This window comes from Flavobacterium sp. GNP002 (assembly GCF_054343795.1).
In genome coordinates this window covers 2236553-2253301 of sequence record NZ_JBTGUW010000001.1, presented here as the reverse complement: position 1 = coordinate 2253301, position 16749 = coordinate 2236553, and the positions used below count along the sequence as shown (strand labels likewise).

The 16749-nt window shown below is 34.1% G+C and carries 20 protein-coding genes, 3 tRNA genes and 1 riboswitch; of the genes, 10 read left to right on the top strand and 13 right to left on the bottom strand.

The window, feature by feature from the left end; genetic code table 11:
• The first annotated feature begins 5 nt into the window (after window positions 1-5).
• A complete protein-coding gene (locus ACXX80_RS09890) occupies window positions 6-506 on the top strand; it encodes a phosphoribosyltransferase family protein (RefSeq protein ID WP_315211662.1) in 501 nt (166 codons plus the stop codon).
• Here the strand turns inward: ACXX80_RS09890 and ACXX80_RS09885 are convergent.
• Window positions 498-1016 (bottom strand): shikimate kinase, encoded by a 519-nt coding sequence (locus ACXX80_RS09885; protein ID WP_458553054.1) that lies wholly within the window; start codon window positions 1014-1016, stop codon window positions 498-500. The two genes, ACXX80_RS09890 and ACXX80_RS09885, sit on opposite strands and share 9 nt — an antisense overlap.
• A gap of 126 nt (window positions 1017-1142) precedes the next feature.
• Between ACXX80_RS09885 and ACXX80_RS09880 the strand changes: the two genes are divergently transcribed.
• The 3 genes from ACXX80_RS09880 (at window position 1143) to ACXX80_RS09870 (ending at window position 1452) form a co-directional block, all read left to right on the top strand.
• Window positions 1143-1215: transfer RNA gene (locus tag ACXX80_RS09880), tRNA-Lys, on the top strand.
• A gap of 39 nt (window positions 1216-1254) precedes the next feature.
• Window positions 1255-1327 (top strand) — tRNA-Lys (locus tag ACXX80_RS09875).
• Between the two features lie 42 nt (window positions 1328-1369).
• Window positions 1370-1452: transfer RNA gene (locus tag ACXX80_RS09870), tRNA-Leu, on the top strand.
• Between the two features lie 207 nt (window positions 1453-1659).
• On the opposite strand, the gene ACXX80_RS09865 is transcribed toward ACXX80_RS09870, so the two are convergent.
• The 5 genes from ACXX80_RS09865 to ACXX80_RS09845 all read right to left on the bottom strand — a co-directional run bounded on the left by ACXX80_RS09865 (window position 1660) and on the right by ACXX80_RS09845 (window position 4200).
• On the bottom strand, window positions 1660-1869 hold the full coding sequence (locus ACXX80_RS09865) for a hypothetical protein (protein WP_458553053.1): 210 nt from the start codon (window positions 1867-1869) through the stop codon (window positions 1660-1662).
• A 183-nt stretch (window positions 1870-2052) separates the two neighbouring features.
• Window positions 2053-2586: a GFO_1091 family lipoprotein gene (locus tag ACXX80_RS09860; RefSeq protein WP_458553052.1), complete on the bottom strand. Its 534-nt coding sequence runs from the start codon at window positions 2584-2586 to the stop codon at window positions 2053-2055.
• Window position 2587: 1 nt separating this feature from the next.
• Window positions 2588-3163 carry a GFO_1090 family protein gene (locus ACXX80_RS09855; protein ID WP_458553051.1) on the bottom strand — a complete coding sequence of 192 codons (576 nt, stop codon included), beginning with the start codon at window positions 3161-3163 and terminating at the stop codon, window positions 2588-2590.
• Between the two features lie 55 nt (window positions 3164-3218).
• Window positions 3219-3704 (bottom strand): PG0215 family putative anti-sigma factor, encoded by a 486-nt coding sequence (locus ACXX80_RS09850; protein WP_458553050.1) that lies wholly within the window; start codon window positions 3702-3704, stop codon window positions 3219-3221.
• Window positions 3691-4200 (bottom strand): GFO_1088 family ECF-type sigma factor, encoded by a 510-nt coding sequence (locus tag ACXX80_RS09845; protein ID WP_458553049.1) that lies wholly within the window; start codon window positions 4198-4200, stop codon window positions 3691-3693. Before ACXX80_RS09845 ends, ACXX80_RS09850 begins: the two co-directional genes overlap by 14 nt.
• 120 nt (window positions 4201-4320) lie before the next feature.
• Here ACXX80_RS09845 and ACXX80_RS09840 point away from each other — a divergent pair, with 120 nt between their 5' ends.
• Both ACXX80_RS09840 and ACXX80_RS09835 read left to right on the top strand, forming a co-directional pair.
• The gene (locus ACXX80_RS09840) at window positions 4321-5772 is read left to right on the top strand and encodes a GFO_1087 family putative carboxy terminal peptidase (protein ID WP_458553048.1); all 1452 of its coding nucleotides are present in this window, start codon (window positions 4321-4323) and stop codon (window positions 5770-5772) included.
• A gap of 71 nt (window positions 5773-5843) precedes the next feature.
• On the top strand, window positions 5844-6464 hold the full coding sequence (locus ACXX80_RS09835) for an N-acetylmuramoyl-L-alanine amidase (RefSeq protein ID WP_458553047.1): 621 nt from the start codon (window positions 5844-5846) through the stop codon (window positions 6462-6464).
• Window positions 6465-6611: 147 nt separating this feature from the next.
• Here the strand turns inward: ACXX80_RS09835 and ACXX80_RS09830 are convergent, their stop codons facing one another.
• From ACXX80_RS09830 to ACXX80_RS09800, 7 genes are all read right to left on the bottom strand, one after another.
• A complete protein-coding gene (locus ACXX80_RS09830; RefSeq protein WP_458553046.1) occupies window positions 6612-8522 on the bottom strand; it encodes a TonB-dependent receptor plug domain-containing protein in 1911 nt (636 codons plus the stop codon).
• 77 nt (window positions 8523-8599) lie between these two features.
• Window positions 8600-8876, bottom strand: a riboswitch (cobalamin riboswitch).
• Window positions 8877-8915: 39 nt separating this feature from the next.
• Window positions 8916-9452, bottom strand: coding sequence for an alpha-ribazole phosphatase (cobC, locus tag ACXX80_RS09825; RefSeq protein ID WP_458553045.1), 537 nt, complete (start codon window positions 9450-9452; stop codon window positions 8916-8918).
• On the bottom strand, window positions 9437-10243 hold the full coding sequence (locus ACXX80_RS09820) for an adenosylcobinamide-GDP ribazoletransferase (protein WP_458553044.1): 807 nt from the start codon (window positions 10241-10243) through the stop codon (window positions 9437-9439). Before ACXX80_RS09820 ends, cobC begins: the two co-directional genes overlap by 16 nt.
• 50 nt (window positions 10244-10293) lie before the next feature.
• Window positions 10294-11976: a nicotinate-nucleotide--dimethylbenzimidazole phosphoribosyltransferase gene (gene cobT / locus ACXX80_RS09815; protein WP_458553043.1), complete on the bottom strand. Its 1683-nt coding sequence runs from the start codon at window positions 11974-11976 to the stop codon at window positions 10294-10296.
• 67 nt (window positions 11977-12043) lie between these two features.
• Complete coding sequence (locus ACXX80_RS09810) at window positions 12044-12688, bottom strand: Dph6-related ATP pyrophosphatase (protein WP_458553042.1); 645 nt, start codon at window positions 12686-12688, stop codon at window positions 12044-12046.
• A 90-nt stretch (window positions 12689-12778) separates the two neighbouring features.
• The gene (gene cobU, locus ACXX80_RS09805) at window positions 12779-13294 is read right to left on the bottom strand and encodes a bifunctional adenosylcobinamide kinase/adenosylcobinamide-phosphate guanylyltransferase (protein WP_458553041.1); all 516 of its coding nucleotides are present in this window, start codon (window positions 13292-13294) and stop codon (window positions 12779-12781) included.
• 2 nt (window positions 13295-13296) lie between these two features.
• Complete coding sequence (locus ACXX80_RS09800; RefSeq protein ID WP_458554090.1) at window positions 13297-13413, bottom strand: DUF5522 domain-containing protein; 117 nt, start codon at window positions 13411-13413, stop codon at window positions 13297-13299.
• 7 nt (window positions 13414-13420) lie between these two features.
• Between ACXX80_RS09800 and ACXX80_RS09795 the strand changes: the two genes are divergently transcribed.
• The 4 genes from ACXX80_RS09795 to ACXX80_RS09780 all read left to right on the top strand — a co-directional run bounded on the left by ACXX80_RS09795 (window position 13421) and on the right by ACXX80_RS09780 (window position 16729).
• Complete coding sequence (locus ACXX80_RS09795; protein WP_458554111.1) at window positions 13421-13681, top strand: hypothetical protein; 261 nt, start codon at window positions 13421-13423, stop codon at window positions 13679-13681.
• A gap of 90 nt (window positions 13682-13771) precedes the next feature.
• The gene (locus tag ACXX80_RS09790; protein ID WP_458553040.1) at window positions 13772-14914 is read left to right on the top strand and encodes an ABC transporter substrate-binding protein; all 1143 of its coding nucleotides are present in this window, start codon (window positions 13772-13774) and stop codon (window positions 14912-14914) included.
• Window position 14915: 1 nt separating this feature from the next.
• Window positions 14916-15947 (top strand): iron chelate uptake ABC transporter family permease subunit, encoded by a 1032-nt coding sequence (locus ACXX80_RS09785; protein WP_458553039.1) that lies wholly within the window; start codon window positions 14916-14918, stop codon window positions 15945-15947.
• Window positions 15947-16729, top strand: a complete 783-nt coding sequence (locus tag ACXX80_RS09780) for an ABC transporter ATP-binding protein (RefSeq protein WP_458553038.1) — start codon at window positions 15947-15949, stop codon at window positions 16727-16729. The genes ACXX80_RS09785 and ACXX80_RS09780 overlap by 1 nt, the downstream gene beginning before the upstream one ends.
• Window positions 16730-16749: the final 20 nt, after the last annotated feature.

Genomic DNA, 16749 nt, shown 5'->3' with positions numbered 1-16749 from the left:
AAACAATGAGCAAAAATATCATCTTAACAAATCAAGAAATCGAGCATAAAATAAAAAGAATTGCATACCAAATCTATGAAACATTTGTAGATGAAGAAGAAATTGTAATTGCAGGAATTGCTACTAACGGTTTTACATTTGCAAAAAAAATAGCTGTAACCTTAGAAACCATTTCTCCTCTTAAAGTTTCACTTTGTGAAGTACAAATTAATAAGCAAAATCCCGAATTACCAATCCATACCTCCTTATCAAAAGAACAGTATGCAAATAAAGGATTAGTTCTTGTTGATGATGTACTAAATTCAGGTACCACATTAATCTATGCAGTAAGGCATTTTATAGACGTTCCTTTGAAAAAGTTTAAAACTGCAGTACTTGTGGACCGAAATCACAAAAAATACCCTGTAAAAGCTGATTTTAAAGGCATCTCACTTTCAACATCTTTATTAGAACACGTTCAAGTGGTTTTTGATGAAAACGATGATAATTATGCTTATCTAAGCTAAAATAGCAACGATATCAAGTACAGTCTGATCGATTGACTTATCATCAACAATCACCTTATATTGTGCTTGATTGTAATAAAAACTTCTGTCGAAGAGATGTTTTGCAATAAACTCTTTCATCTCTTCGTCACTTTTATCGGCAATAAGAGGGCGCTTACTTTTATTATGACTCAATCTGTTGAATAAAGTATCTATTGAAGCTTTAAGATAAACAGATACTACATTATCGCCTTTTAACAACTCATGATTATTTGCATAACAAGGAGTACCTCCGCCCAAACCTATAATTAATTGCTCCGGCGAATTCAATAATTCGATAAAAACTTCGTGCTCTAACTTTCTAAAATAAATTTCTCCGTGCTTTTCAAAAATAGCATTTATGGACAAATTTACTTTTTCTTCTATATATTCATCCAAATCTACAAACGGCATTCTGATGATTCTTGATAGCGTTTTGGCAATAGTCGACTTCCCACAACCCATATAGCCTAATAATATAATTTTTCTCATGGAATAAAACCTTATAAATTAAGGCGTTAAGATTTATTGTTAAAAAAAGACAAATTTATAATAAAATTGCTTGCAAAACTCCAAATAAAGTCCTTATATTTGCACCCGCATTCAAGGAAAGAATATGACTCGATAGCTCAGTTGGTAGAGCACATCACTTTTAATGATGGGGTCCTGGGTTCGAGCCCCAGTCGGGTCACAATTTTAGTGATCAACACATAATTTTCTTGAAAGCATTGACTCGATAGCTCAGTTGGTAGAGCACATCACTTTTAATGATGGGGTCCTGGGTTCGAGCCCCAGTCGGGTCACAAAAGGTCGAGTAATTTATTACTTGACCTTTTCTTTTTTTAGGCCACGTGGAGAAACGGTAGACTTGCCAGCTTGAGGGGCTGGTGCTCGCAAGGGCGTGCGGGTTCAAATCCCGCCGTGGTCACGAATAAATAAAAATGCTTCAAAAATAATTTCAAGTAAACTTGATTATTTTTGAAGCATTTTTATTTTCAAAGCAGCGCTTAGTTGGAAAAACGAAGTCAACACTGTCATTTTAAGCTATCCCATTAAGTTAAAACTCTTTTAGTCAACATTTAGTCAACCCCGTTACGAAATACAACTCTCAGCTCATTTTTGACTTACTGTAGTTTTAAAAAGAACCATCAAGTTTAATTAAAAAATACATTACAATTAAAATCCCTATCGATAAACTCGCCGCCATAATAAAGAAGGTGCCTACATAAAGAAACACTTTATTATTATTACTATTATTATTCCCTACTTTAATCCGTTTATTCTTTTGCTCTACTTGTTCAATCCTAGCCATTACTTTTAGTGCTCTATTAAATTCTTTAGACATAACTATAATTGATGTCTGTTTTTATAACAAAGAAACACGGATTACACTACTTTCACAATACCAACTTATAGTGATATTTTCATTTAATTAATTATTAGCTTACTAAAAGCGACTGTTTTTATACCAATAAAAAAAGCGTCTTGACAAAATATCTAGACGCTTCATTATTATTTAGGAATACGTTTATTTCATTAACTGCTGCAAAGGCTTCAACTGCTCTAAATCAATATTAGACTGCTGTAGAACGCTCATCATAGTCATAATATTAGTGGGATTCATATCCTTGCCCAAAATTCGAACAACAGCAAAACCGCTTTCCTTTTTATTGGCAAAGAACACAAACTCTTCAATATGCTCATCTGTACCTACGAAGCTCACTGAAGCACCTTCTTTACCTGAGCCAAACTTCATAAGCTGTTGGTATTTTTTGTCTTTTAAAATCAAATTAACCTTAGCACGTTCAGTTTCAAATTCTGCTTTATTTTTATCATTCAATTTGAAAGCCAAAACATTCATCTTGTCAAAGGACTTCAAAGCATCACTCTGCGCAATTGATAATTTTGTTTTATCAACATTCAGAATATTAGGTGACACATCAAGGGCGATAAAATTCTTGTTTTGGGTATTTTCCACAAAATACTTTTGCAAGGTCGGTTCCGAGTTACAGCTCACGAGAAACAAACTCAATAGCAGCGCTAATCCATAAACTGTTTTCATCTTATTTTTTCCCTTTAGTTGCTTTCTTCAAATCTTCCCCACCAGGAATTTTCATCTTATTAGTTAGAACGGACAGTTCGTCTAAATCGAAATTACCTTTCAAAGACATTAAAACCGTATCGTCATTTTTAGCACCTTCAATGAACATAAACAATTCTCTTATTTGAGAATCACTTGCTCCTGATTTTACTAAAATTTTAATACTTCTGCCATTCTCATTCACACGCATCAGTTCTTCTAATCCTGCTGTTTTTATGTACTTATCAGCTACAACTTTCATTTCGCCTTCTATTCTGGTACTTTTAGTGGTAAACACTTTCAAATCATCCAGTTTTTTTATCAAGCTCAAGTATTGTTGCGTTTCTTTATCAGAAGCATCCATTTTTACTTTGCTCATCAAATCAAACATTTTTTTATTGACAATGATTGATGTTACACCTTCCTGCCCATCAAATTTATCAAAAGCCGCTTGCGCAAAAAATGTACTTGAAACTAATGCAAATACTAATGTGAGTATAATCTTTTTACTCTTGTTGAAATTATTGTTCATTTTGTTATTATTGATTGTTGATTTCATTTTTTTAAATTGTTATGGTTTAAAATTATTTTTTTTTACGGTTTACTCAAGGCAATTAAGAACCACCGGACTGTTTTTTTGAATTAATGAATATTTTGTCCTTCGTGGTTTGATACTCTTGAATATACTGTACACTTTCTATGCCAACATTTACATTATTTGATAATAATGATAATGCTTTTTGAGTTGCTTTAAAAGCTTCTTCAGGATCGTCATATGTTCCTAAATCCTTACTCTTAGTTACAACATCAGCACTGTAATAAGCATAGGTTCCTATTCCCAGCAAAACAACTACCGAAGCCGCAATTGATATCCACGCAACATTACGTTTTTTATCCCGAGGCCTCGGGAGTAGCGGAATTTCTGGCGAAAACTGATGGGCTGCCGCAAGAGAGAAATACCCAAATATAGGTTTGTATTGTTCTAAATGCTGCGCAACATTCGATGAAGAAAAATAATTACGTATTTCATTTTCTTCTGCAATACTAGTTTCTCCCTGAAAGTATTTTTGTAATAAATCTTCTATTTTAATTAATTCCATAATTGTGTGTTTCTGTCATATAATCCCGTATCGTTTTCCTTGCTCTTGAAAGCGCCACCCGAATCGCGCTCTCATTCATGTCCAATATTTTTGCGATTTCTTCAAATTCATATTGTTCAATATCTCGCATTTGAATAATTAATCTTTGTTGAACGGGTAATTTATCCATTATTTTTCCCACCCAGTTCAAACTGTCCTGGTCTTCCATTTTCTTATCCAGACCCGGTTCTCTATCAACATAATTTGTATGAACGATTTTGAGATTCCCTGTTCTTTTCGATTTTAGCTGGTCCAAACAATAGTTTTTAGTCATTGTCATTGCAAATGCTTCTACGCTGCTGTACTCCACTAAATTTCCGTTTTTACTCCATAATTTCACCAAAACTTCCTGAGTAGCATCTTCTGCTTCCTCAGTACTTACGAGCAATCGCTTAGCCAGCCTAAAAACTTTGTCTTTAAAGGGAGTGACAAGCAGCACAAACTCATTTTGGTTCATAAAAAATTAGGTTTTTAAACTGGTTATATAATCTAGACGACTCATTTTTATTTTTGTAACAAAAAACATAAAATAAAACTAAAGTTACTATTTTTACGTTAATTATATTAAAACCTACATATGAGAACAAGTTTCAAATTTACGCTTTTATTACTTATGGCAGTTTTCACTTTCCAAAGCTGTCAAGATAATGATGATGTTGCTCCACCAGCCAGTTTAGACATACAAGATTTTATTTGGAAAGGGATGAACCAATATTACTTATGGCAAGCAGATGTTCCAAATCTAGCTGATGATAAATTTGCAGACCAAACTGCATTAAATATATTTCTAAAAGGATATACCGTTCCCGAGGATTTGTTTGATGCGCTTAGAGTTGACAAAACCATAGATCGTTTTAGTTGGATTGTGGATGACTATTTAGAACTCGAAGGAACGCTCCAAGGAACCACTAAAAATAATGGTGTTGATTTTGGTTTAAGCAGAAAACCTGGAAGTACAACTGAAATATTTGGTTACGTACGTTATATCATTGCAAATTCAGATGCATCAAACAAGAACATCAAACGTGGTGATTATTTTACTGCCGTAAATGGAACTCAGCTTACTTTGACTAACTATGAGTCGCTATTATTTGGTTCCAACGAAAATTACACATTAAATCTAGCTGATTATAATGGAACTACTATTGTAGCCAACGGAAAATCAGTAGAGTTGACTAAAACCGTTTTATCCGAAAATCCAATTTTAATCAACAAAGTAATCACTTCAGGTTCACATAAAATAGGGTATTTGATGTACAATGGTTTTTATGCTAATTATGACACGCAATTGAATGATGCTTTTGCTTCTCTAAAATCACAAGGAGTTACAGACTTGGTTTTGGATTTACGTTATAACGGAGGTGGTTCAGTACAAACCGCTACACGATTAGCGAGTATGATTACCGGACAGTTCACAGGAAAAGTTTTTGCTAAACAACAATGGAATGCTAAAATTAATGCGTATTTCGAAACTAACAATCCCGCAGCTTTAATAAATAGCTTTACTGACAAAATTGGAACTACTGCAATAAACAGTTTAAACTTGACTAAAGTCTATATCTTGACTACTCAAAGCTCAGCATCAGCAAGTGAGTTAGTAATTAACGGATTAGAACCTCATATCAATGTAATACAAATTGGCGATGTAACTGTGGGGAAAAATGTAGGATCAGTTACACTATATGACTCCCCTACTTTTGGTTCCGAAAATAGAAACCCAAATCACAGGTACGCCATGCAGCCGATTGTATTGAAAATTGTGAATTCGACCGGTTTTGGAGATTATTTCAATGGATTACAACCTGATTATTTATTAAAAGAAACAATTAGTACGTATGGCGTTCTTGGAGATCCTTCTGAACCTTTATTGAGTACCGCAATAGGAAAAATAACAGGAACAACCAGAATGTTGAAACAAAATACTGGTATAAACTTTGAGTTTTTTAAAGATTCTAAATCAATCAAAGGAATCCAAAATCAAATGTATATCGAGAAAGCTCCAGAAGGACTTTTGAAAGCATTGGAATAAAATAAAAACAACACAATAAAATTGTTTTTTTTGTAAGTTATTATTGAATAACCTATTTAAATCAAAACCACATGAAAAAATCAATTCCGTTATTTTTAGCCTTTGCTACCATTGTATCTTTCGCATTTGTAAAACCAAATAGTAAAGCACCTAAACAAATTAATGTCGTTATTGATGCTGGACATGGTGGATCCGATTTTGGTGCTACTTCAAGCAGCAGTACTGAAAAACAAATTGTAGAACAAATCACTAACAAAATCAAATTTTTAAATAAAAACGAAAATGTTAGTGTTCATGTTACCAGAATTGGAGATGAATTTCTGTCTTTGAGTGATCGTTCAGTAATCATTAACAAAATCAAACCTGATTTAGTTTTATCATTGCATGTCAATAAAAGTTCAAATTTGGCAAAATCAGGAATGGAATTTTACATTGCAAATGAATCGATTGCAAATGAAAAATCAAATAAAATTGCGAATGAACTTCGTAATAAATTCATTCAAAATACTAATTTAAAAGCATCTGAAATTAAGAAAGCTCCTTTTTTTATTTTAAAAAAATCAGAAGTACCTGCAGTGCTTGTTGAATTAGGTTACATGTCTAATCTAACTGATAGAGAATATCTGACTAATGATTTGGAACAAAATAAAATTGCAGCCACTATAATAGAATTCATCTCAGAGTTGAAATAAAATAACTTTAAATAAAAAAGAGGCTTTCAGTGATGAAAGCCTCTTTTTTTATTACAAATCAAAGAATCAAATCTTCCCCTACAAAAAACCCGTTCCAAATTAGGGAACGGGAATTAAGAGTAAAACTGAAATAATTTTTCTTTATTTTTAGAACAAGAAATTCAAACCTAATTTAAAATTTCTACCTCTTGTACTGTATCCTCTACTTTCGACAAAGTCTTTATCCAAAATATTATCAACTGCACCAAAAATATTCAATCTGTTTTTGATCAATTCATAACGAACATTAGCATTTACTAATTGGTAATCTTTCAAAATTTCTGATTTCAAAACAGGGTCATACGTTGGCGCTGGATAGATTGTATATTCTAAATATCTGTCAGACACAAATTGATATGCCACATTAAAAGCAAGTCGAGACGTTGCTTGCACATCTATAGCAGCATTGACTTTATGTTTAGGATTCAAGATACGAGATTGTCTTTCTAATTCTGTAAAAGTATAATTAGCATTGAATTTTACTTTATCATTAAAAGCATACGAAACCATTGTTTCAAGTCCTTTGGCTTTGTTTTTCCCATTTACATTAAAGTATTTGTAAGTCATCAAATCAAATCCTATTGCATCTTCCTCTTCTCTTTGAAAAGCAACTGCATTTAAGACCAATTTTTTATTTGCTAAACTTACTTCAAAACCTATTTCGGCTGTGGCATCTTTCTCCGGAGATAAATCTAAATCTCCATACGGAGAATACAATTGATACAAACTAGGTGTTACAAATGCAGTACTATACGAAGCCAATACTTTTAAAGACTCAGAAAAGCTATACGATGGATTTACGTTATACACTAAATTATTCCCGTATTTGCTATGCATGTTATAACGCGCACCAGCATTTACGTTTAATCCAAAACCAGAATTATAAACTGCCGTTACATAAGGATCAATCATATTGAATTTAGCCATCTCAGTTGTAATCGCATCATACTGGCTCACGTTTGACATTTCGTGAAACTGAAATTGAGCTCCAGTAACTACAAATAATTGAGATGAAATTTCATATTTATTAAAGGCATCAACATTGACACTTCTTGACTTTGCCTGGAATAAAGATCCGTAGCTAAAAATATCGCGATTAATTACATTGGCACCAGAATTAATTACAAATTCTCCTTTGTTGTATTTGTATTTTGGAGAAAAACCAACTCTAAATTGCTCTGAAAGACTGAAATTAGTAATGTCATCCGAAAATGAACCTGCATCAAAACCGCTTTTCATTCGGTCATAATTTGCAAAGAAATCCAAGGATAATTTTTTAGTTGGCGTAAAACCAATTTTAACTATAGAATTTAATCTTGAAAAATCATCGTTTTCAAATTGAGTATTCGAATTTAATGGTCTTGCTTCAGAAATTCCTGTAGTTTCAGTACTATTCAAGGATGCAAAATAATTTACTTTTTCGAAACCACCGTTTACAGCAAAACCCTGATTGTAATCCTGCACACTATAATTTGCTGATTTAGCAACCGTTTGTGTGCCCACATTTACGTATGCATTTCCTGCAATCGCTTTTTTACCTGCTTTTTTTAGTGTAATATTAATAACACCTGTCGCAGCTCCAGAACCGTATAAAGTACTTGAAGCGCCTTTCATAATCTCAATACTTTCAATTTGCTCCACTGGAAGCAATCTCAAATCATACGATAAGCTAATCCCAGAAGCATCTGTTACAGGAACGCCATCAATCAAAATTAAAACCTGATGATTTCTTCCTCCGCGAATGTAAAGTCCCAAATCTTTTCCATTACGGCTCTGATTTCCATTAATTTCAACACCTGCTACCGCACTTAAAATAGAAGCTACTGATTGCCCTGATTTTTTCTTCAAATCCTCAGCAGTAATTTTGACGATAACTTTTCCTGATTTTTCTTTTGGCAAAGCAAATTTTGAATCGGAAACAACAACCTCATCAAGTTGTTTTGGCTCTTGATCTTGTGCATACGTGTTCATTGCAAATAACAATGCAATCGCACTAAAGCGAATGAATTTTTTGTTCATTTTTAAAATGTAAAATTTAATAAATTGGGGAGAAAAGCATAGAATGACCCATACCCAAACCTTTTTTCCCGAAAGTTTGATACTCGATGTAATAGGCAGGTCTCCTGGCTTGCGTCTTGTTGTTTACCTTCCCATCTCGTCTTTAATGACGTGACAGTGGTTTTGTAGATAACAACAAGCTTGATAGCTTACAGTTGCGGGTACAGCTCAGGATTTAGGATTCTTGATTTAGAAATCTTGATTTAGGATTTAAACCCTGAAATCTGAAATCTAAAACTTGAAATCTTTCACCTGATTCCCTTTTAATGGGGTTTGAAAATAAACAAACCTCAACCTCAATACGGCGGCAAAGATAAAATTATATTAAGTTAATAACCTAAATAATTGCGGATTTTATAATTCAATTTTAATTACAGCTCCAAAATCTACTTTATTCTGAAAAGCGTCTTTTAGTGGCAATTCCGAAATTTTACATAAAAAACTACGTATCACTCCTGCATGTGCCACAATAATAACTGGTTTTGAATTGGTTTGCTGAAGTTCATTATGCATAAAATCAATTACTCGATTGTGTAAATCCGTAAATGATTCTCCATTCGGCACGCGAACATTTACAAAATCAGTCATCCAAGGCGTAAAGTCATCCGGTGGAATTACATCCCAATTTTTCATTTCCCAATCGCCAAAATTCATTTCCATTAAACGGGAATCTTCGTTTACAGCTGAAATTTCTGAATTGTCTTTGATGTAATTTGCCAAAAGAATACAGCGAAGTAAAGGACTGGAATACAGATTTGCATCTTGAGGCAATTGATTTAAAACAGACTGAAAAACAGCATCATAAGGCTTCTTGATTTCCACATCGGATTGTCCATAACAAATTCCTTTTTCGCAAACCGTTTCTGTGTGACGTACTAAATAAACTTCCATAATGCAATAACTGATATATAAAAAACCACTTCACAAACCTGTTGGGTTGCGCCCAAACAATCTCCGGTATACCCGTCAATCCATTTCTGAAAATAACGTGCTAAAAAGAATCGGGTCAGAAAAACAGGGATTAAAACCAACAGTATTTGCCACTGAAAATAGGACAAAATAACTAATGGAAGTAATCCAAAAAAGAAAGCTCCCACTACTTCTCTCCAAGAATAACTTTGTGCGATAGGTTTGCTTTTGCTGGAAGCGTCCTCACGAGAATATTCATGGGTAAAAACAATTGAAATTGCTGCTAATCGACTGATAGAATGCGCGGAAACAAAAAGCAACAGGATTATAAATTGTGGACTATAAATTATAAATTTAGGATTATCAGAAACATCAATTAATTGAGTTAACCCTTGAAATTTAAGCACTAACAACAGTACTAAACCAATTGCTCCATACGCACCAATGGCGCTATCTTTCATGATCATCAGTATTTTTTCTTTGGTCCAACCACCTCCAAAACCATCGCAAACATCAGCAAAACCATCTTCATGAAAAGCTCCGGTAACTAAAACGGAAGCAATCATAGAGAAGATTACAGCAATTTCAGGTGCTACTAAAAAATTAAAAACAGAGTATACACCAAACGCCACACTACCTACAATCCAACCAATTAATGGAAAATAACGGGACGCTTTATTTAAATAATCTGGATTATGATCGATGGTTGCAGGACATGGAATCCTTGTGTAAAACATTAATGCCGTAAAAAATATGTGTAGTTCTTTTTTCATTTTTTTTATTTTGGCTAAAGCCAATTTATCTATTTACTAACAAATTAAATTTAAAGTTCCCGGCTACTCACACCCGCGGATTCAAAACTGGCCATATCATTCAAGAATGCCACAGCCGACTCAATTATAGGAAAAGCAATCGCACAACCCGTGCCTTCACCCAACCTTAAATTGAGTTGCAACAGGGAACGAACTCCTAGATAATCTAATATTTTTTGGTGCCCTTGCTCCGCAGATGAATGGCAAAAAATAGCATTTTTAATAATGTATGGATTCTTTTTAAAGGCAATTAAAAAAGCAACACTACAGATAAAGCCGTCAACAAGAATCAACATATTGTCTTGTTTTGCCTGAAGCATCCCTCCTACCATTTGCATGATTTCAAAACCTCCAAAATAAGCTAACTTGCTGTCTAAATCATCTGAACCATCGTAATTAGCAATACATTTTTTAAGAATACTAATTTTTTTAATCAACTGTTCTTCATTTACACCAGTACCTTTCCCTACGCAATCCTGAATTGGTAATTCTAAAATAATACTCATCAAAACCGAAGCTGTAGCAGTGTTACCAATACCCATTTCGCCAAAACCAATGCAATTACTCCCCTTATTAGCAATAGTGGCAACAATTTCACTTCCTTTTATAAAACACAATTCAACTTCTGTTTTACTCATTGCGGCTCCATGCAAAAAAGAGTGTGTTCCCTTCCCTATTTTAGCCGAAATCAAATTCGTGTTCATAGGGAAATCATAATTCACACCCGCATCCACTATCGCCAATTGAATCTTATTTTGTTTACAAAACACATTGATTGCTGCGCCACCTATCAAAAAATTAGTCACCATTTGTCTGGTTACATCTTGCGGATAGGCACTCACTCCATGATTTGCAATTCCGTGATCAGCTGCAAAAACAACCAGATTAGGTTTTATAATTTTAGGTTCTAAAGTTTGAAACACCATCCCAATTTGTTTTGCGAGCACTTCTAAAATTCCTAATGAACCTGTTGGTTTGGTTTTTTGGTCGATTTTATGTTGTAACGCATTTGCATAAGCAGCAGAATCTATCTCCTTTTTAGCATCAAAAAATACTTTCTCCACCTTACTTTCATTCAAAACAGTGATTTCCTCAACTAATGGAATTTCTTGTTTTTGTTTCCAATTCAGTTGTTGCAACATGGGTTGATTATCATAATTGGTAGCTGGTTTTCCCACACAAAAATACCCCAACGGCTCCATATTTTCAGGTAAACCCAATAATTGCTTGAACTGATAATAATTCAATATGGAAACCCATCCCATAGAATAACCTTGCTCCGTTAAGGAAAGCCAAATATTTTGCGCCGCGCAAACAGAACTAAACTTTACCGCTTCATTACTCCCAACAGTTCCAATCGTGAAATTATTTAAAACCGAACGATCATAACAAATCACTAATCCTAATGGTGCTTCTTCTATTGCTTCTAGCTTAAGAGCTTTGTAGTCTTGTTTTTGTTGTTCGTTATCCGTTAGCGAAATTGCTTTTTCATCATAATCTAAAAATAAATCTTTAATGGCTTTCTTCATTTCAGCCGACCTGATCAGATAGTATTTTGTAGCATCAGTTAAACCCACAGAAGGCGCCCAATGTCCCGCTCGCAGTGCTTTTTCAATAACAGCATCAGGCACTTGATCCTCCGTAAAATGACGGGTGTCGCGGCGGGATTTTAAAATTTCATCTAAATAAGTCATGTTTTTTATTTAAAAGTTCAATGGCAAATTCAATGACAATTGCCATTGTTTTTTTGTTATTGAAAAGTTATTCTTCCCAAACAATGAAACAATAGTTCTCATAGGTAATTTTAGTAAATTCTGGCAATTCAATCGCTCCCGAAAATAACGGACAATTAATTACCAAAGTATGAAATTCGCCATTTTCACCACAAGGATCTATTCCTTTTTCGTGTAATTCTTGTGCTAATTCTTTGGTCAAAATTTCCCCCAGATACTGTTCTCCCATTATTGTATTGCAAGAAACAATCATCGTTACAATGCCGTTTTCAAGCATTTGGTGTACCAAAACAATTCGGTCTTGTTGCCACAAAGGTAAAATTGCTTTTAGCGATGCGGCGGCACATACTTTATCTTCCCAATCTTTGTGCTGTTGCAAATCAATATCACCAAAAACGGCTGCTTCCAAATCATATTTGGCTTTTAGCATTTTCAAAATGGCAATAAATTTGGCTTCATAATCACCCCAAGTTGCCGGAATTCCTTCAAGAGGCAATCCCATTTTTTGGGCTTGCTGATTCAATATAGACAATGGCAATCCGTGAGAACGGGACACTTTGCCGTTTTCATTCATCATATTGAGTAACACTTTTGGAATAAGTCCTTGCTGAGTTGCTTGCATCATTGCATAACAACTGTCTTTTCCGCCACTCCAAGAAGTTACAAAATTCATATGTAGTTATTTATTGATTTTTAATTGAATATGTAATACGCTATGAGGTAATATTTTCTTTGAATTCACTATTGTAAAATCAGAGCTATTTCATTTTTTTTCTTTTATCGTTACTGGAATTCCAGAAACCATCAACACAACAGTATCGGCTTCTTTGGCAATATATTGATTCATCCATCCCTGTAGCTCGGTAAATTTTCTACCAATGTGAGTATCGGCATGAACACCCATCCCTATTTCATTGGTTACAATAATAATAGTTGTATTTTCTTGATTGGCAATAGCGTCAAATTCAGCTTTAGCTTGTTCCAAACACAAGGAAACATCATTTTTAGTATCCACAAAAAAGTTTGTTAACCAAAGTGTAACGCAATCGACAATCGCTACTTTTCCAGAAAAATCAATTTCGCTCAAGTGTTTTTCTTTTTCGATATTAATCCATCGTTCGTCCCGATCTTTTTGATGGCGATCGATTCTCTTTTGGAAATCATCATCCCATTTTCGGGCTGTAGCAACATACATTGGTTTATCCGACAATCCTTTTGCTAAATTTTCGGCATAACTACTTTTACCGGAGCGTTCACCGCCAGTTATTAAATATATCATTTTTATGTTTTTTTAAATCCATACGGACAATGTCGACATCCATTGCCACAACAATTACCTCTTTTTAGATGAAACCAAGCCTTGAAAACATAATTCCCGTTTTCTAAATAATAGTCTATTCCTTCGATGAGATTCGTCGTTTTAGGTAAATCTTTAGCTTTATTATTTGTTGCAGTTTCAGGAGACAGTGTTGCAACATATTCGTCAATTTTAGTGGAGCATGCCGTTGTAAAGCAACTAGAACAGAGACAATCTACCACTTCTGTCGGTGTAAAAATGGGCGGAAAATTGTTGCACCAACATTTACTTCCTTCTGGTATGTCCCCGCAATTAAAAGGAGTTCCGCAAGCAGAACAGTTTTTGACTTTAATGCTATTCATTTCGTAAAGATAGTATTTGTTCAATTTTTTACTACTAAAAATAAACAAGAAATTTTATAAATTTGGTATACCTTTGTCGCTATCGAAAAATTAAACCATGAAATTCACCTTTAGATTAATCCTTTTTGTTTTCTCTTTTTCAACTTTCGTTGGATGCAAAAAAAGCGAAAACCTTAACGTAAAACAAAGCTCCAATACTGAAAATGCAATCGAATATGCTTCGGGACTTTCTATTGATAAGTACGAAGGATATTCAGTAGTGTCGGTTTCTAATCCTTGGCCTGAAGCCAATAAGAACTTCACATATATATTAAAAGAAAAAAACGGCAGCATTCCAGATAGCCTACAAAAATACACCATAATTTCCGTTCCTTTAAAATCAATTGTCGTTACCTCAACAAGTATTATCCCTTTTTTAGAAATGTTGGGAGTTGAAAAATCATTGGTTGGTTTTCCTCACACCGATTACGTTTCTTCTGAAAAAACCAGAAAACTAATTGATGCCGGCACTGTTAAAAACATAGGACAAAACGAAAAATTAAATATGGAGCAACTCATTGAGTTGGAGCCTAACTTAATCGTAACCTTTGGCATTGACAACAACAATCCGATGATTGATAATTTACAAAAAAGCGGTCTTAATGTACTCATACAAGCGGACTGGATGGAACAAACTCCACTTGGCAAAGCAGAATGGATTAAGCTTTACGGCGCTTTATTTGGAAAAGAAAAAGAGGCCAAAACACTTTTTGATGGTATTGTTAAAAATTACAATGACGCTATAGAATTAGTTGCCAACAAAAAACCAACAGCGACCGTTTTATACGGAGCTATGTATCAAGACCAATGGTATGTAGCAAGAGGAAATAGCTGGGTAGCGCAGTTTATGAAAGATGCCAAAGCGAATTATTTGTGGTCAAATGTAGCAGGAACAGGAAGTCTTAGCATGCCTTTTGAAAAAATATTAGAGAAAGCAAAAACAGCAAAATATTGGATTGCAACAGGTTCATTCAAAAACAGTGCTGAATTCGAAAACAGTAATCCACATTACAGTCAATTTGATGCTACAAAATCTAAAAATGTGTATACTTTTGAAAGTAAATTAGGGGCTACAGGAGGAACCATTTATTATGAATTAGCAGCAAGCCGACCGGATTTAGTATTGAAAGATTATATTAAAATCTTCCATCCTGAACTGCTTCCAAATTATACTTTTACTTTTGCACAAAAACTAAACTAAATTGGCGAATAAAAAACGAAATACAATTCTATTTTTCTTGCTTACTTTAGGACTTATTCTATTGTTTTTTGTAAACATTAGTTTTGGTTCCATCACGATTCCTTTTAAAGATATTTATACAAGTTTAACGGGTGGTCAAGCGAGTAAATCTACTTGGGAATATATCATCATCAATTACCGTTTACCCAAAGCTATTACAGCAATTCTTGTTGGAATGGGATTATCCATTAGTGGTTTGCTGATGCAAACTTTGTTTCGAAATCCATTAGCAGGACCGTATGTTTTAGGATTGAGTTCCGGTGCCAGTTTAGGGGTTGCTTTTGTGATATTAGGAGCAGGCTTACTTCCCCCATTTTTAAGTACACTTTTATTATCTTCTTATGGAGTGGTCTTAGCCTCAACTATAGGAAGTTCTGTTGTATTACTTGCCGTTTTAATGGTTTCCCAAAAGCTACGTGATACCATGGCAATCCTAATTGTTGGGTTAATGTTTGGAAGTTTTACTAGCGCCATAGTAGGCGTTCTTACCTATTTTAGTTCGGCTGAACAATTACAAAAATTCACCTTTTGGTCCATGGGCAATTTAGGCAACTTATCGTGGTCATCCATATTAATTCTAACCGTTTGTGTCGGGATTGGTTTGTTATTAAGTCTGTTTAGCATCAAACCGCTAAACGCCTTATTATTGGGTGAAAATTACGCTCGCAGTTTAGGTTTGAATTTCAAGAAAACACGATTAATTATCATTTTTGCAACAAGCATTTTAGCCGGAAGTATTACGGCGTATGCAGGTCCAATTGCCTTTATAGGACTGGCAGTTCCTCATATTGCAAAATTAGTATTTCAAACCAGTAATCATTCGGTTTTGTATTGGAGCACGTTACTTTTAGGAGCTTCGATTATGCTTATTTGTGATGTACTTTCAGAATTGCCAGGATTAGAAATCACTTTACCAATCAATGCTGTAACTTCGATATTTGGTGCTCCCGTGGTTATCTGGTTATTGGTTAGAAAACGAAAAATGATTGCCTAATGGAAAACAAAATTATCTTACAAGCATCTCAAATCAGCATCGGTTATTCTCATAAAAAAGAGAAAATCGTAGTGGCTTCGGATATTTCTATTTCCTTAAAAAAAGGAAAACTGATTGCTTTAATTGGTGCCAATGGCATTGGAAAATCAACACTTTTAAAAACAATAACAGGAATCCAAAAGCCACTTTCAGGTGCCGTTTTGTTGAATGAAAAGAAAATCACTGATTACGGACCTTTGGATTTAGCCCAAAACCTAAGCATTGTTTTAACCGAAAAATTACCTCCAAGCAATTTAACCGTTTTTGAACTCATTGCTTTAGGAAGACAGCCTTATACCAACTGGATGGGAACTTTATCTGACTTTGATATTGTTAAAGTGAATGAAGCTATGGTGTTGACACAAATCAGTCATTTAGCCACAAAAAAACACTATGAAATTAGTGACGGACAATTACAAAAAGTGTTGATTGCACGAGCTTTAGCACAGGACACTCCGTTAATAATTTTGGATGAACCTACGACCCATTTGGATTTATTGCATAAAGTAGCCCTATTCAAACTTTTGAAAAAACTTACTCATGAAACTGGAAAATGCATTTTATTTTCTACCCATGATATTGATATGGCGATACAATTGAGTGACGAAATGATTATTATGACTCCTGAAACAGTGCTTCAAGACGAGCCTTGTAATTTTATTTCAAAAGGAAGTTTCAATACCTTGTTCAAAGATGAGCATATTGTTTTTGACGCTGAAAAAGGAAAATTCATGATTGTTTAGTTTCAACATTTTATTCAGTC

What these genes read in the sequence shown, in the direction of transcription:
- ACXX80_RS09890 (WP_315211662.1), top strand. Translation starts at nt 6, where the DNA reads ATGAGCAAAAATATCATCTTAACAAATCAAGAAATCGAGCATAAAATA.
- ACXX80_RS09885 (WP_458553054.1), bottom strand. Translation starts at nt 1,016, where the DNA reads ATGAGAAAAATTATATTATTAGGCTATATGGGTTGTGGGAAGTCGACT.
- ACXX80_RS09865 (WP_458553053.1), bottom strand. Translation starts at nt 1,869, where the DNA reads ATGTCTAAAGAATTTAATAGAGCACTAAAAGTAATGGCTAGGATTGAA.
- ACXX80_RS09860 (WP_458553052.1), bottom strand. Translation starts at nt 2,586, where the DNA reads ATGAAAACAGTTTATGGATTAGCGCTGCTATTGAGTTTGTTTCTCGTG.
- ACXX80_RS09855 (WP_458553051.1), bottom strand. Translation starts at nt 3,163, where the DNA reads ATGAAATCAACAATCAATAATAACAAAATGAACAATAATTTCAACAAG.
- ACXX80_RS09850 (WP_458553050.1), bottom strand. Translation starts at nt 3,704, where the DNA reads ATGGAATTAATTAAAATAGAAGATTTATTACAAAAATACTTTCAGGGA.
- ACXX80_RS09845 (WP_458553049.1), bottom strand. Translation starts at nt 4,200, where the DNA reads ATGAACCAAAATGAGTTTGTGCTGCTTGTCACTCCCTTTAAAGACAAA.
- ACXX80_RS09840 (WP_458553048.1), top strand. Translation starts at nt 4,321, where the DNA reads ATGAGAACAAGTTTCAAATTTACGCTTTTATTACTTATGGCAGTTTTC.
- ACXX80_RS09835 (WP_458553047.1), top strand. Translation starts at nt 5,844, where the DNA reads ATGAAAAAATCAATTCCGTTATTTTTAGCCTTTGCTACCATTGTATCT.
- ACXX80_RS09830 (WP_458553046.1), bottom strand. Translation starts at nt 8,522, where the DNA reads ATGAACAAAAAATTCATTCGCTTTAGTGCGATTGCATTGTTATTTGCA.
- cobC (WP_458553045.1), bottom strand. Translation starts at nt 9,452, where the DNA reads ATGGAAGTTTATTTAGTACGTCACACAGAAACGGTTTGCGAAAAAGGA.
- ACXX80_RS09820 (WP_458553044.1), bottom strand. Translation starts at nt 10,243, where the DNA reads ATGAAAAAAGAACTACACATATTTTTTACGGCATTAATGTTTTACACA.
- cobT (WP_458553043.1), bottom strand. Translation starts at nt 11,976, where the DNA reads ATGACTTATTTAGATGAAATTTTAAAATCCCGCCGCGACACCCGTCAT.
- ACXX80_RS09810 (WP_458553042.1), bottom strand. Translation starts at nt 12,688, where the DNA reads ATGAATTTTGTAACTTCTTGGAGTGGCGGAAAAGACAGTTGTTATGCA.
- cobU (WP_458553041.1), bottom strand. Translation starts at nt 13,294, where the DNA reads ATGATATATTTAATAACTGGCGGTGAACGCTCCGGTAAAAGTAGTTAT.
- ACXX80_RS09795 (WP_458554111.1), top strand. Translation starts at nt 13,421, where the DNA reads ATGAGATTCGTCGTTTTAGGTAAATCTTTAGCTTTATTATTTGTTGCA.
- ACXX80_RS09790 (WP_458553040.1), top strand. Translation starts at nt 13,772, where the DNA reads ATGAAATTCACCTTTAGATTAATCCTTTTTGTTTTCTCTTTTTCAACT.
- ACXX80_RS09780 (WP_458553038.1), top strand. Translation starts at nt 15,947, where the DNA reads ATGGAAAACAAAATTATCTTACAAGCATCTCAAATCAGCATCGGTTAT.